The sequence below is a fragment of the Maribacter sp. BPC-D8 genome (assembly GCF_035207705.1).
Taxonomy (GTDB): domain Bacteria; phylum Bacteroidota; class Bacteroidia; order Flavobacteriales; family Flavobacteriaceae; genus Maribacter.
On the sequence record NZ_CP128187.1, the window covers coordinates 710,576 to 725,040 of the forward strand.

Annotated in this window: 13 protein-coding genes; all 13 read right to left on the reverse strand. The window is 29.1% G+C overall.

Features of this window, described 5'->3' with window-relative positions; all coding sequences use genetic code 11:
* Positions 1 to 87 precede the first annotated feature (87 nt).
* Positions 88 to 1,095 (reverse strand): DUF2931 family protein, encoded by a 1,008-nt coding sequence (locus QSV08_RS03035; protein ID WP_324026469.1) that lies wholly within the window; start codon positions 1,093 to 1,095, stop codon positions 88 to 90.
* Positions 1,096 to 1,098: 3 nt separating this feature from the next.
* Entirely contained in the window at positions 1,099 to 1,395 is a 297-nt protein-coding gene (locus QSV08_RS03040; protein WP_324026471.1) for a hypothetical protein, read from the reverse strand.
* A gap of 67 nt (positions 1,396 to 1,462) precedes the next feature.
* On the reverse strand, positions 1,463 to 1,822 hold the full coding sequence (locus tag QSV08_RS03045; RefSeq protein ID WP_324026473.1) for a hypothetical protein: 360 nt from the start codon (positions 1,820 to 1,822) through the stop codon (positions 1,463 to 1,465).
* Positions 1,823 to 1,890: 68 nt separating this feature from the next.
* Complete coding sequence (locus QSV08_RS03050; protein ID WP_324026474.1) at positions 1,891 to 2,292, reverse strand: hypothetical protein; 402 nt, start codon at positions 2,290 to 2,292, stop codon at positions 1,891 to 1,893.
* Between the two features lie 156 nt (positions 2,293 to 2,448).
* On the reverse strand, positions 2,449 to 4,731 hold the full coding sequence (locus QSV08_RS03055; protein WP_324026476.1) for a hypothetical protein: 2,283 nt from the start codon (positions 4,729 to 4,731) through the stop codon (positions 2,449 to 2,451).
* Positions 4,732 to 5,014: 283 nt separating this feature from the next.
* Positions 5,015 to 6,106, reverse strand: a complete 1,092-nt coding sequence (locus QSV08_RS03060) for a hypothetical protein (protein WP_324026478.1) — start codon at positions 6,104 to 6,106, stop codon at positions 5,015 to 5,017.
* 317 nt (positions 6,107 to 6,423) lie between these two features.
* A complete protein-coding gene (locus QSV08_RS03065; protein WP_324026479.1) occupies positions 6,424 to 6,942 on the reverse strand; it encodes a hypothetical protein in 519 nt (172 codons plus the stop codon).
* A 59-nt stretch (positions 6,943 to 7,001) separates the two neighbouring features.
* Positions 7,002 to 8,615: a MutS-related protein gene (locus QSV08_RS03070; protein WP_324026481.1), complete on the reverse strand. Its 1,614-nt coding sequence runs from the start codon at positions 8,613 to 8,615 to the stop codon at positions 7,002 to 7,004.
* Between the two features lie 567 nt (positions 8,616 to 9,182).
* A complete protein-coding gene (locus tag QSV08_RS03075; protein ID WP_324026482.1) occupies positions 9,183 to 9,758 on the reverse strand; it encodes a hypothetical protein in 576 nt (191 codons plus the stop codon).
* 126 nt (positions 9,759 to 9,884) lie between these two features.
* Positions 9,885 to 10,328 (reverse strand): hypothetical protein, encoded by a 444-nt coding sequence (locus tag QSV08_RS03080; protein WP_324026483.1) that lies wholly within the window; start codon positions 10,326 to 10,328, stop codon positions 9,885 to 9,887.
* A gap of 140 nt (positions 10,329 to 10,468) precedes the next feature.
* Positions 10,469 to 11,776, reverse strand: a complete 1,308-nt coding sequence (locus tag QSV08_RS03085; protein WP_324026485.1) for a short-chain dehydrogenase — start codon at positions 11,774 to 11,776, stop codon at positions 10,469 to 10,471.
* 151 nt (positions 11,777 to 11,927) lie between these two features.
* On the reverse strand, positions 11,928 to 13,115 hold the full coding sequence (locus QSV08_RS03090; RefSeq protein WP_324026486.1) for a leucine-rich repeat domain-containing protein: 1,188 nt from the start codon (positions 13,113 to 13,115) through the stop codon (positions 11,928 to 11,930).
* Positions 13,116 to 13,501: 386 nt separating this feature from the next.
* The gene (locus QSV08_RS03095) at positions 13,502 to 14,305 is read right to left on the reverse strand and encodes a CPBP family intramembrane glutamic endopeptidase (RefSeq protein WP_324026487.1); all 804 of its coding nucleotides are present in this window, start codon (positions 14,303 to 14,305) and stop codon (positions 13,502 to 13,504) included.
* Positions 14,306 to 14,465: the final 160 nt, after the last annotated feature.

Below are 14,465 nucleotides of genomic sequence, written 5' to 3' on the forward strand. Positions count from 1 at the left end.
ATATTTATTTAATACTAATGGTGGGGTTGAATATAGTAAGGTGTTTAGAAAACTTTTTGTCTACTTACAAAGCGACATTTAATAGCTTTATTCATCTTCTTTTAATTCAATTTTACTGGTAGTAGTAACCAAGGTTTTAATTTGGTCACCAATACTTTTTTCAATTATAAATACTAGCGTATCTCCTATAGCTAAGTTATTTTTCTCTTCTTTGAAACTAGTCATATAATCTTCAGATAATCGATAAGATTTTCTGTCATCTCGTTCTGTTTTGTTGATGTCAATACGGTGTGGAACTCCTTGGTAAACTAATTGTTTAGCACCATTACTATCTTCGAATCGATAAGCTTCTTCATTAAAACACCTTAAATCTACAGAAGTAACTTCATCAGAAAAACCAATTATCTGTACATAATACTGGTACTTTTTTGAAAAATTATTCCATTTTTCCATTTCCGGAGGAATGTTATTTTTTATGATACTATCTGTTTCTTTGCTATTAGAATCAAAGTCTTCAGGTAAAGAATTTAAGAGTTCATCTCCAAAGGCATTCCAATCATAACTATCAAATTCTTTTGCTTGATACGTAGCAATCTCTTTTTGAAAATAATATTTACCCGAAGCCCAAAGTGTCACCATACCACCAGGCGCAATACCAACTCCAAATTCATATCCATAAACATCAGATCCACCGTATGGACTAAATGAGTGCATTTTTGATTTTTCTAACTTAAATAAACTATCTATTGTTTTATGCGGAAGCTCAAAAGTGCCTTTATATATTTTACGTTCACGAAGAGAAACCCAATGGCAGGATAAGGTATATGGTGGAGGAAAATTTTCAAATTCATAATTACTGGCAAACCCCCAATATGCATTATCTTCTTTATAGTCTTCAGAAATAGTTATTGATTGATTTTTATTTTCAGTAAACAGTTCAAACTTGCCCATAATAGGGTGGTGCTCTGCTACACCAATACTAAGTGAATAATTTTCTCGCGCAAAGGTTTGGTATGTAATCATTCGCCATACATGTAACCCTATGAGAATTACGGTAATGATTAAAAAGGATAAAGTAAGTTTATGTATTCTCATATTCTAATGCTGAAAAGCTGCTGCAAGCCCTGTTAAAAATGCTATACCTAGTGCTACTAGTAATGAAATTACTACGGCTATTATACCAAGAATTTTAAATGTTTTTTTATTTTTAGAAGTATCGAAATATGCTATCAAAAACAGCTGAATTGCAACTACTACCCAAAAGAAATTGAAAATATACAAGAGGTCGTTTTCATGACTACTCATTTCTAATAAAAGAGTAAAAAGCAATATGGTGTTTATAATAGCTATTAGAAATGTCAAAGAGCTATTAAACTTTGGTATGGTTTTGATCATATTTTAAATTATAATGGCACCGTTATTATTTTATTATTAATTACCTATAGAGGTGTTATCTGCAAAATTATTTTAATTCACACTTTACGTCAGCCATATACCCGGCTTTCTGTTCAATCCATTCGTTCAAGTCTAAAGTATCATTTTCAGACTTTATAAAAACCCTATTCCAAGATTTTTTTAGAATTTGTCCTTTGGCTATAAGTTCTTCGGTATTTCTATCTAAAATTATAACCGTATCATTTTGTTTTCCATTAAAAAAGACGTGATTATTTCTCCCATAATAATCTTCAATATCAAGCATATATAGATAACTGCCTATAATCCCCAAAAATAGAATTAGAAAAATGATTGTTAATTTTAAAGAGCGTTTATAAATCAAAAATATTATTAATAAAAGAAAGAGAACCAATGCAACTATTGACATAAATGATATGTTTTAGGGTTAGCCTATAATTGTTTATTCGTGTTTTTTACGAATGTCATTTTAGAATACTAATCTCCATCCAGTAAGTATATTTCAGAAAGTGATATTTGCTCTTTAGAATAAGTAAAACATAATTTTTTTAAATAAACCGAATTATGGGCTATTGCCTCGGTATTAAATTCGTAGCAATTTCCTTTAACATCAAAATAATCAGATTTTCTTCTTGTACTTTGGTCAGTATAAGTCTCTGGGGTATTAAAGAAATCTAATTTTTGATTTCCACTTAAATAGAAAGTATCCACGTTATTATCTATTGAATGATTGATAACAACCTTAATACTATCTCGTTCTAAAAATTGAGCTACGTATTCAATTATAGAAGTGTCTTGCTCACTAAAACCTTCATTTATTCTTTTTGATGCAAAGTATATTTCAGAATCAGTTTGTTCGTTCTTAAAACTTGCTTGCATAGCGTTATTGTTAATACCGTTTTTGCACGACAATATCGATACTAACAGAATCCCAAAAAATATCTTTGTTACATAACTCATATGAATGTATTTTCAATAGTACGTTTGCATTTCAAAAGTTCATAAATCATATGCAAATTCTTCTAGTACGTATGCTTAATGCTTTAAGGTATTAAGTTTAATTTCTTCTAAGGTTTTTTGGTATTCAGCAAGATTTTTATGGTCGCTGTCAATAGCCAGTTGGATAGCTTTAGATTCTAATTCAATGGCGCTATTTTTATCACCTAATAAGTATGCTAAATGGGCAAGCGTATCGACGTAAAAATGACTCTCAGGCGATAATTCAACTGAAATTTTTGACCATTTTTGTGCTTTCAGAAGTAAACTCTTATCGGTATTGTTTTTTGTTACCACATCCCAAGCCATTGCATTACCTAAAGTCGATAAAAGATACTGCATATCATCGATGTAAATACATTCGCATGATCTATAAAATGATTCTAGCTGTTCATTAAAATTTTCATTTAAAGGAGCTACTTCATTTACCAATGCATCAAATTTCTCAATACTTAATTTCTGATTATTATATAGGTAGATATAATAGTAGAAAATGGAATAGTATTTTTCAGACTCCATGTTATTTAAATTTTCATAAATGGCTGTTACCAAAGCCGGATGCATAGCTTCATCTCCATGTCTACTTTTAAGTATTTCTCTAATAGTAGCATATTGATTTTGACTAAACCGCTCTGAAGATTTAGTATGAATTTTTGATGTTTCAACAGGAAATCTAGAGAGGTACAAACAAAACTCATAATATATTTTGGTAGGTGCATAATTTCCTTTTTCACCTGCAATATCATCGAAAAACGACTCTACAGTTATGAAATCGAATGCTAGTTTAGCATAATCAAAATCAATAGCGGTATCATTTTTATGCTCTTCTACCAATCTATCTAACTCTTGCCTAATATCTTTATAATCAATTTGCGGATAGAAGTATTGAACATTTGTCTTAAACCCAGGGTAAGCATTCTTACTTTCCCCAATTATGTGTATTTGCGAATCAATGATACTCTCATCAGCACTTTTTACTCTCTTGGTAATGGCTACATCAATAATATCATGATATCGCTGTTTACCTAAATTTAAGAAGTCTTTAGCGGTTGTGTTTTTTGCTTTTAATTTTCTTTCTAGTTTATTTAATTCATTGATAGCTAAAAGATTTTCTGATAATTCTTGATCTATACCATGGTACTTGTAGTAAAAACGTTCAGTGTTAATATCTTCGGTATATACAATATCTAAATCGCTATTTAGGGCAAAGACTTCATCAGTACTTTCTGGTCTATATTTCGAAAGTTCAGTTAAGTCTTCTGGCTTTATGTAATAAACTAAAAACTGATTATAGTTATAATCACTTAAATACGACTTTTCTGCACCGCTATAAACGTTATCAAAAATGTCATAAAAATAGGCGACATCGTTATTTCTAAGTAAAGAATTTAAAACTAATAATACCTTAGAGTCGTCTGCTTTTACAGCCGCTACAGCTTCCTTTAAATGGTTGAATTCATATTTCTTATACTCTTCATTTCTAGGGGGAGGACTAATGGTCAATACAGGCTTATAAACATATTTTGGATCATTGAACTTTTTATAAACTTCCTTTTTAACCTCTACAGGCACTTTCCAATTAGGGAAAGAATCTATTTTAGTACGTTTTACATATGTTGAAGGTGTAAAAACCGAAGAAAATGCTTTACTGTCAATGTCAAGTATTTTTCGAGTACTTCCATATATTTCTGCAACGGCAAATTTTGAATTGAATATATTATTTTTATCTCGTATAGTTCGGTGGTCTACATAAGCATTAGCCGCATTTTTTGAAAGCGAAAATTGGTTCATGAGGTATGTTACTTTTTCCTCTTCGCTTTCACTGGTAACCTCTTCTTTTAAAACAAATTGTATTTCTGTTGTTCTTGGTATTTTAACACTCAAATAACCGTTAAAAGCAAACGGTTTAACATTTTCAGTATTAAAAAATAGTGTTTCGTAAATTAAATTTAAATAGGTGAAGTCTTCATCTCCTTTGGCTTTAAAACCCAGGTAATAATCTTCATCTTTTGCATCTAAACCTCGTCTATAAAAATTAACGGTAATACTGTCTTTAATAATCTCAGCATAATCTTCGGTTACATGAAAGCCTTCAACTTCATAACCAATATCATCTAAATAGATAACTGTTTCTCTGCCAGTATCAAACTTACCGTGTGATCCCTCTTTTAATATAATGTTGTACGTATTGTCTTCTTTAAAATGAAATTCAGCACCACGGGTACTAGGTGAACCGTAATATATTTTCTCTTCTTGGGCGTTAGCATAGAAAACTGAACAGAAAAGCAGTAAAAAAAATAATTGTTTTTTAATTAATGACATTCTTAAGATTATATGATTTATTTAATACAACGTTGAAAATATGCCAAGTAGTGCAGTTTGCCGGCAATTATTTTTAATTTGTGGATAATACCAATAAAGTACAGCCTTTAGATGAAACACTACTATTTTTATTTACCGCGCATGGCGTTGTAGTTAGTTCTTATTTACCGGTAGATATAAGTAGTGGTAGATGAAACGACGTGTGGGTTTAGTTCTACTCTTGTCTTGTCTAAAACCAAATTGAAATATTGGTGGTCGTTATGAAAAAAGCACAAGTTTTGTTTTACTTATTTAAGATGTTAGCATCTTTATCTTCTTTCAGAATATTTATTTTTAGAAAATGAAAAAAAGTCTTTTCATCGCCACGTTGAAAAAACCAAAATAATATGGTAACAAGAAGTATCATCGTTGCTAATTCAAAAAATCCGAAAGCTAATGTTATTGCAACTAATGAGATATAAATTAAAAATTCATATCTAAATTTAGTGTTCATATGAACTCTTAGTAGATTATTTCTTTTTTCAATTTGTATATACGCCTCAAAAGGTTTTAAACCATATTTATTAATAAAAGACCCTAAATTTGAATTAAACACTCCAAGCTTAGTAGCATCAACCACTAGTAGATTTTCATTTAGCCATTTAATTTCATAGCTATTTTCATGAACAAGTCTTTCTACTAATTCTTCTTTTGTAATACTAACTTCAAAATTATCTTTTAAAATAAATCTCGAACGAAAGCTTTTACTTAATTTATTTAATTTTTCATCAATACCTTCAAAATTTCCTATTTCATTGAATATAGGTTTTTGTAGAAAAGTTGACAGTTTATTGGCAACTGCAAAGACTTTTTCGCGGTTATTAAAAGTAGCTATATTATATCTTTTGAGATTTTGCATTACTATAATCAATTGAAAATTAGTAAATAATGCATTCATAGTTCCAATATTACCCGCTGGGATTCTTCTCCTTTCTTGAAAACCTATAATTTGAATTCCGAGTATCTTGTCTAATTTCTTTTCTTTTTTTATAAAGTCTTTATGGCTTAATGTAAACTTGCCTGTCTTTATATTAAAATAACGTTTCGTTTTATAATTTATATAACCTATTAAGAAGCTAACAGAAAGAATGAAACCTATAAAAATATAAATGGTATAGAACCAGAAAGAGTCTGGCATATTTAGGTCTTTTATGAAAACATCATAAAATAAGACACTCCATAAACCAATTAAAAATATTTGTAAAAACAGAACTAATATTTTGTTAACTACTGTCGGTTTAAAGAATACCTCATTTTCTTTTTCTAAATATCTAGTATTGCTATCACTAGCTTTTAGAGGTGTTTTTTCAATCGTATTTTTTTCTTCGAGCTTCATTTTTTTACGTACAGCTATCGTTTAGTATAAGAAATGTAGCGTATAGAATAATCACTTCATTTCGGCTTATCAGTTAGCTAGAATTGATTTTTTTTAAAATGCAATATGTTATACTTACTAGACTTTTTTGTTTAACATAAACGTCTTATTTTATTCTAAATTGTTGGCAATTGTACCTTGTTTAAATTATTCAGGTTCTGTCAAATTACCAGTTGTACCATTAAAATCTTTCTTTTTAATCTCAAGTAAAACAATGTTGTTACGTATAGCAGACTTTTGTAGTTAACACCAAGGCTTTATTTTCTATTCATTGTCACCTATAGTATTTGCAAAATTTTTGCTACTTCTTTTTTCCATTTTTCTTGGTCATGCATTTTTGCTGAAATTTCGTCACTTGTAATGTTCAATTGCTCAAATAATTTCTCGGAATACGGAAACCCAATTTTTTCACCAACAGAGCAAAATAATTCCAAACTATTATCTTCTTCTATTACTAAATCAAAATAGCTCCATAAAACATCCATTATAAGTAAATTCCAATTTAACCCATAGTCTTTATAAATCTTATCTTCTTCAAGTGAAAAATACACGATTTTACTTATTGTATTACTTTCAAATAAAGTGTAAAAAGTATCTCCACAATCAAAAATGGGTGTTATTTCAAAATTTGAAAATATTGTAAAATGTGCCATTGTAGGAAAATAGAAATAAGAAGCTTTAGGCTCCATAACTACAAATTCTAATTCATCAATTTCACCGGTATTATTTAAAAAAAGTTCTGGAATTTTAAATTTCAATAATTTTGCTTTTCTCTCTTCTATCGATGTTAGTTTCATAGTGTAGATAATGTTTGTGTAAAACCCGAAGTTCGTGTTGTTCAAGGGTTTTGTTGCTGTTAGTGTTTTTCTTTTTGTGTTTTGCTAATTTTATCTAGTTCTTTTGATATTACAATCGCCTCTTTGACCACCTCTTCAGGGTACCCGTTAATTTGCAAAATTTTGATTGCATTTCTATTCTTCAGTTTGCCTTTTTTGAGCTTGTAATCAAAATCTACGGTTTTTTCGTTCACTATTTCACTAAAATGAAAGAGTTCATATTCTTCTGACAGCATCTCGGTTAACTCTATATCATGTGTAGATACAAAAACTATATTACCATTTTTAGCCAAAGTCGATAAAACAGCCTTGCCAGCTGAAATTCGCTCTATAGTATTTGTGCCTTTGTAAATTTCATCTAAAAGAAAGAGATTGATATTTTCGTTTTCACTTTCAGTAATCATTTCTTTGATGGTTAACACTTCTTCAAAATAGTAACTCTTATCATTCAGTAAGTCATCACTAATTCTTATCGCAGAAAATATTCGAGTTACCGGAAAAATCAATGATTTCGCAAAGCAAGTATTTATAGTTAGACCAGTAATTAGATTTAATCCGATAGTTCTTATAAAAGAAGTCTTACCAGCCATGTTAGAACCAGTTAGTAGAATAGATTTATCAGACACCTCAAGAGTGTTCGTTGTACAGTTTATAATTAATGGATGATATATATCTATAGCTTTAATCTTTTTGTCAGTATTATTTATTTCAGGAATACAGAAGTTATCAAGTCCCTTTCTTAAAGAAGCTATTGAGATCAACATATCTATACGCCCAACAAATTCAAATACGTTTGCTATTTCTTCTCTTTTAGTATTTAACCTATTTAAAACACCAAATAACAATAAGGGTTCTAAGAGGAATATGATTTTGACTAACTCTAAAAATATCCATGCTATAGACTCAAATTCACCCTGAAGCTTCGTTTCTAACTTTAAAAACGACATTCTATATTTAACTCTATTTATAGTCTTTATAAATCCAGCTAAATTGGGATTTAATTTTTTTAGTTCTTTAATCGAGTTAAAGTAGTTAGCAAAATTATTTAACCTCAATAGCTGTGGAATAGCATCTATAATCGATAATAAATTTTTCTTGTTCCAAATATGAATAATAAAGTTAGTTGCAAAAACTCCGAGAAAAAGGAACAAGAAATTTGGGGAGAAAAACATTAATATAAAAGATAGTAAGCTGGTAAAAGATAATAATTTAACAACGAAAAACCATTTTGGAGGCTGCGGATGTTCTTTCTGAAAAAGCTCTGATATTCTATAAACATCATATTTTGATAACCTTTCTAACTGACTTTGAATTTTTATTCTAAAAGCAGCATCTTCAGATAATAATTGAATAATCTCTTCATTAACACTAGTTTTTTGAGGATCTATTTCAATAGTTCTAAGATTATTATAAAGGTACTGTTGTCCAATTTTTGAAGTTGTTCTGTCTAAAAACATAAACAATTCTTCAAAATCTAAATCTAGACATGTCTTGTCTGATAGAACTTGAAAGGCTTTTGAATTATCTTTATTTTCAAAGTACTTTCTAATAGACTGAAAGTCAAAGGATTCATTTTTTAATTTTCCGAACGATTCGGTTAATCTTTTAGTTTGTTTCCTTTTTTTTCTGAACATCTAATTAGAGTAATAATTTGTATTCAATTAATTAGTGCATGTTTTATATGATTTGTTACGTGTTATTCAATTTTATTCAATTTTTTGCATGAAATGAAAAAGCTGATGAACACTAATGGTAACGAGTAGCTATTTGCAATAGGGGTATAGAACGTTACAGACTTTAGGTCTAGCACTTAAGCCAAAATTTTTATTTTGTTCTAAAGCTAATTAGAAGATAGTGCTAAGGGTGCAAAGAACTTTGGTTTAATGATTTACGAACCGCTCTTTAAAAGAGCTGATCTTATGGTGGTGCGAGAGGCGCACGCTCATGTGATCAGCCATGAAGTTTACGCTATTAGTAACTAGCTTTATTTAATTCGAATCTAGACCGATTACCTTAAGCTTAGCTTTTACATTATCGTTATTCTTTGATAAAGATATTACATGCTTATGTCCGTGCCAATTATTGAGTTTTGATTGAAATATTCTCGTAATTCATAAAACTTATTTTGATTATAATTAAAATAAATCAAGTAAACCCAATAAAAGAGAGCATACAAAAAAGGTTACTATCCCTTTAATTATTTAACAATCATATTTATTATATATTAAATCGTCAAAAAGAATTTCGTCTAATTTTTCAATAGTCATATTATCTACATCTATTTTTTTTAATTTAATTTTCAACTGTTTATTGGTGTCTGGGCTTATCCATTGTCCGCTAAAATCATTTTCGCTTTCTTTTAAAAATAAAACACCAGAGAAGTTGTCTTCAACCATACAGAAAAACTTTTTTTGTCGATCTCTTGTAACTTCTAATAATATCCATTTATCCTGATTATCATATTTATACATTGCACTTAGCATTGTTATGTCACCACCGCAAGGACTCTCTTGTTCATTCAAATATAATTGTATATTAATGGTACTATCTAAAGTGCCTTTGTACAAAACGGTTCTTAATACGCCAGAGTCGCTAATGCTGTTTTCAGGGTTAAGACTACTATTTTCAAGTGTTGTTTCAAGTTCTGAATTCATTACCGTGTTCACTTTCTCTGTAGCGGCTAATTCAACCACTGTTTCAGGTGCTGAATTTATTACTTTGTTGGCATTGTCTTTACATGATAAAAACAATATGACAATCATTATAATTTTGTTCATTTGTAATGTTTTATATTTTTTATTGCAAAGCCAAATTGAAAGATTTGGTAGACTTAGTAAAAACGCATTTACTCTTAAAATAAGTATTTTAGCCAGTATTAATTATAGCTTTTGTTTATAATATTTTTAATCATACCCATTAAAAATCACCTCACCTTTTGTTTCAGATTTCCAGTATTCAATCTGTTCTTTTTCAGTTTTCGATAAGTTTCTAATATCGATATCTTCTAATTTAGAGTTTAAATACTTGGGCTTTAAACAAGGAAAAATATCTTGTAATTTTCTCTCTAGAAGATGTGGTATTTCTATAAACTCAATATTCATCCAAGAGCTCTCATCTGTAGCACAACAAGAATAGCCATATTGGCAATTTATGAGTAAATCTATTTTTTCGTTTTCAATGAAATCATAGAGTTTAATACGAACATAATTACTCGTTTCATTTTGGTCATAGAAGGCTTTTATTTTATATTTTTTCAAATACAAAATATTCTTCTTTAGTAATTCAAGTTTATTACTTAACCCTTCTAAGTTAGAACAATTAAAACCTGTAATACCTTCTTTTATCATAACGTATTACTTACAATTTTTCTTAGATGATACACAGCTATTCATCAAATAAAAATGAGACAACCTTAGTGAAATCTATGGTTTTCTCAGTAAACACATCCCAAGTAATTAATTGTAAATGGTGTTACCCACGGCTATTTTTATTCTGCTAATTCTTTTGCTTTATTCCATAGACTTTCGCCTTTATTCTTAAGATCCTCACCGGCTTCTTTTAAGTTTTCTGTACTAGCGTATTTCTCTAAATTCTCTATAAAACCTTTTAAATTATCCATGGTTTTAAAAATCTCTTCAGTATGCGGTACATTCTGTTCTTTCATTACTTTTTTCCAATCTACTTTCGATAAAATTGAAAACATATATTTTGTAGCTATTTTACTTAAAAAATACTTGTCATATACGCCGTTTAGTACTTCGCCTGGTTTTCTATTTTTTACATATTCAATAGATTCATCTAATTTTTCTTTATCATCAGAAGAAAGTAAAGTACTAGTTTTTAGTTTTTTTAAAGCCAAAATGGCTTTTTCGTTTTCTTCATTCTTTAAATACAAGTAGGTTTCAATAGACCAAACAATTTCATTATCCATTCCAATTTCTTTAGCATCTTTTAAAAACATTTCAAAATCTTCTAAAGCACGTTTTTCGTCAATCTCTCTATCCATCATTAATCTATCAAACCCTCTGAATAAGTGATTTAAAGAATGCAAGCCTAAATGTGTTTGTTGGTTATTGAGGTTTCCCCATTGAAACATAGCTCTTGTATAGGGTAGGTCCACTTCTTCGTTATTGTTTAACCAATCTATATTTCTTGAAATCTCATCTTCCGATAAATAATAGAGTCCTTTTTCAAAGAACAAAAACCCTCTAAAATACTGTAACAAGGTTTTTATTTCAGAATCTGGAAGCAATTCTGGGTATGTTTTAGAACACTCATAAAGCGATACTTCTTTTCCTAAATCTTTGCTTAAAATTACAATGGCACTTAAAACAGAATGCTCAATATTTTGGACATACACTTTGTCTTCCCCTTTTAGGTATTCTCTTTGTTTGCTAATAGAATCTCCATAAACCACATTAAAAGCATCTATTAAAGTTGGAAAAATATCTTCATCGGTTTCCATTATAAAATCTTCCATTTTTTTATAATCTCGATAAATAGAAATATAATCTAGCACAGATAAGCTTTCTGGATTTTCTATATCATATTTTACTACTTTATTAAATATTCTATCAAGGTCAGATTTAAAAGATTGAAATTCTGGTGATATAGTATTTTTTTCTGCTGAAGCTCTAATTAGTATTTTTCCAAACTTATATGTAGACACTTTATAAGAGTCTAAGTTTTCTACTAGTTCTTTTTTATCTTTTTCTAGTAATTGTTGGTCTGTTTTATCATCGTCTGAACAACTAAATGTTATGATTAATAGTACAGCTAAAATTATTTTTTTCATATTTCGTTAGTTTCGAACTAATGGTTGTGTATGGTTTGCGACCTTTTTTAAATTCACTTAAATTATAGAAATTTACTAATAGTTATAAATAGAAGCTTAATTTGGGTTTAGTAATTTATAGCAAATAATGATAATACTCTTTTACCAAAAGTTATTCATGAATGATACAATTAGGAATTTGTTTTTGTAATTTTTCTAAAGCAAGCTTGTCTAGATTATTTTCTGAAAGGTCGAGTTCTTCTAATTTTGTTAAGGCTTTTAATTTTTCTAACTCCATTATTTCTATATTGTTTTCTGATAGATTTAGCCAAACCAGTTCAGTTAAATTTTGGAATGAAAGAGGTAAAGTGACAATTCTATTTTGACTTAAATAAAGACTTTTTAAATTATTTAGTTTTCCGATACTTTCATTTACGATACTCTTATTAAAATTTGCACTTAAATCAAGCTCTTCTAATGAGTTTAGTCCTTCCAAGTTATTAGGTAAAATTGAAATATCATTATTATTCAATTTCAGCGTGGTTAGTTTTTTTAATTGTGATAAAGAGTTAGGTATTGATTCTAAATCATTAAAAGATGCATCTAGCTCTATTAGCTCTGAATAATTTCCAATATAATAAGGCAGTTCTTTGAGTTCATTGGCAAACAATTTTATATGTGTAAGCTTACTTAGCGCAGAGATATCGGGTAGATATGTTAACTTGTTATTTTCTAGTGTTAGAACCTCTAAATTGCTCAAGTTTTTTATTTCTGTCGGAAGTTCAGTTATCTGACATCTTTCTATCCACAGCGTTTTAAGATTAGATAACTGACCAATAGATTTCGGTATTTTAGTTAGTTTATACCTGTAGTTTTTTACAACAATATTTATTAGTGTTTTTAAATTCCCTAAATCTTCAGGTAGTTCAGCTATTTTATTATGTATTAAAATTAAATTTTTAAGCTTGGGCAGTGAGGTATAGCTATCTGGTATTTTTTGAATAGATGTGTAATTTACTTTAAGCTTAGTCAAGCTTTGAAAACTACCTATACCTGCTTCAGGTAGCTCGGTGTAATCATTTGGGCCTATATGTAGATGCCATAGTTCTTTAAAATCGCCAATAAATTCAGGAATTTCTGTAAGTGCAGAATTGCCACCTATAATAAGTTGTTCTAAGTTTTTAAATTCAAGAATTGACTTAGGTATTTCTTCAAGATATTCGTCTTGTAAATCTAAAATTAGTACTTCATTCTTATTAGCAACTTCTAAGGCTTCTGATAAATTGTATATTTTTAAATCTTGTGCATTGCTTAAAATGCATGTTAGAGAAACTAGTATTGAGAGTATTATTTTATTCATACTTTTTAAAGTATTTAGTATGGTTGTCTTTGATTAATAATCTTTTAACGAGATACAACTTCTATTATTTTATCAAACATATAAGTGACAATACTATTCGCAATAAATAATACAGAAATAACTAAGGTAGTTTTAACTAAAACATCTAAAAATGTAATTATTGCAGGCAGTTCATTTAACGTAGGCTACTTGCTGGTAATTTCTGCACTTTGCGTAGTATGTAGGTAAAGAAATTATTCACTTCCATCTACGCACAAAGTTAAATGGTTTTGTACGCCTGTACCGAAAAGGCACGTTCGGGCGTGTTTTTTCTTTTTTTGTATTAAAGCGAAATCCCAAAGATTCCGCTACCTCATAAAAATAGGCAAACCTTTTAATTAAGCACTTTAGTCCTCATTACTTATAGGTTTCGTTGCAAAACGTTTTTCTTTGTATGCTTTTCCAAAAATCAAGATTAAGATTAGAAACACGGATGCTGAAACAATTATATTGCCAAATTGATTATTCATACTAGTAGTTGGGAATACAGAAATATATATTAAATCGTGTAATAGATGAAAAGCTATTGCGATATAAATAGAGTATCTAAACGCACCTATATAAGCTATCATCAATGATAAGGCAACGCCCATTATTGGATATAAAATTAATCCTTCAATAATAGGTTGTTGAGCGAAGTTATATCCCTTCAAAGCTAACGGTAGATGCCAAAAACCCCATACAAGACCTAGTATTGTTACCCCTTTTAGATTCCCGTAAGTTTTAGTCAATTTTTCTTGTAAATATCCTCTCCAACCTATTTCTTCTCCTAGAACCAATAGAGTTATCAATGCAAGATTAGGAAGAGCTAAATTCTCAAGACTTAATAATGATAAATTAGGAACAGTTCTAAAATCAAGTTTTATTTGAGTTATTAAAATGATTGTTAGATAAAGTATTGGAAATAATATTGCTAATAAAATACTTCTTATAGATGTCTTTTTGAAGTATAAACTATGCCATGTGAGTTCTGTTTTTTTACTTACTATCAGAACTGATATAGTAGGTAAAAATGCCCAGATTAATTGCAGAATAAGACTTGTAATTTGATTATTTATAGTTGCTAAATGAAAAACAACTAGTCCGTAAATCCAAGAGATTCCTAAAACCCAGCATATGTATTTCTCCGCTTCTCCAACAACTAATTTCATTTTAGGATTATAGTTTCTTTAAAATGTTTTACATCATTTTGGCAAAGCGTAGGGCGGAGGCAGGAAAATTTTTTGTTTCCTTTTGCGCACAAAGCGAAATCTTTTTGTTTTGTTTTTTTTTTTTTTTGTATCAAAGCGAAATCCCAAAGATTTCGTGACC

Coding starts and splice junctions, on each gene's coding strand:
- QSV08_RS03045 (WP_324026473.1), bottom strand. CDS start 1,822: ATGTCAATAGTTGCATTGGTTCTCTTTCTTTTATTAATAATATTTTTG.
- QSV08_RS03055 (WP_324026476.1), bottom strand. CDS start 4,731: ATGTCATTAATTAAAAAACAATTATTTTTTTTACTGCTTTTCTGTTCA.
- QSV08_RS03040 (WP_324026471.1), bottom strand. CDS start 1,395: ATGATCAAAACCATACCAAAGTTTAATAGCTCTTTGACATTTCTAATA.
- QSV08_RS03085 (WP_324026485.1), bottom strand. CDS start 11,776: ATGAAAAAAATAATTTTAGCTGTACTATTAATCATAACATTTAGTTGT.
- QSV08_RS03075 (WP_324026482.1), bottom strand. CDS start 9,758: ATGAACAAAATTATAATGATTGTCATATTGTTTTTATCATGTAAAGAC.
- QSV08_RS03080 (WP_324026483.1), bottom strand. CDS start 10,328: ATGATAAAAGAAGGTATTACAGGTTTTAATTGTTCTAACTTAGAAGGG.
- QSV08_RS03065 (WP_324026479.1), bottom strand. CDS start 6,942: ATGAAACTAACATCGATAGAAGAGAGAAAAGCAAAATTATTGAAATTT.
- QSV08_RS03050 (WP_324026474.1), bottom strand. CDS start 2,292: ATGCAAGCAAGTTTTAAGAACGAACAAACTGATTCTGAAATATACTTT.
- QSV08_RS03070 (WP_324026481.1), bottom strand. CDS start 8,615: ATGTTCAGAAAAAAAAGGAAACAAACTAAAAGATTAACCGAATCGTTC.
- QSV08_RS03095 (WP_324026487.1), bottom strand. CDS start 14,305: ATGAAATTAGTTGTTGGAGAAGCGGAGAAATACATATGCTGGGTTTTA.
- QSV08_RS03035 (WP_324026469.1), bottom strand. CDS start 1,095: ATGAGAATACATAAACTTACTTTATCCTTTTTAATCATTACCGTAATT.
- QSV08_RS03090 (WP_324026486.1), bottom strand. CDS start 13,115: ATGAATAAAATAATACTCTCAATACTAGTTTCTCTAACATGCATTTTA.
- QSV08_RS03060 (WP_324026478.1), bottom strand. CDS start 6,106: ATGAAGCTCGAAGAAAAAAATACGATTGAAAAAACACCTCTAAAAGCT.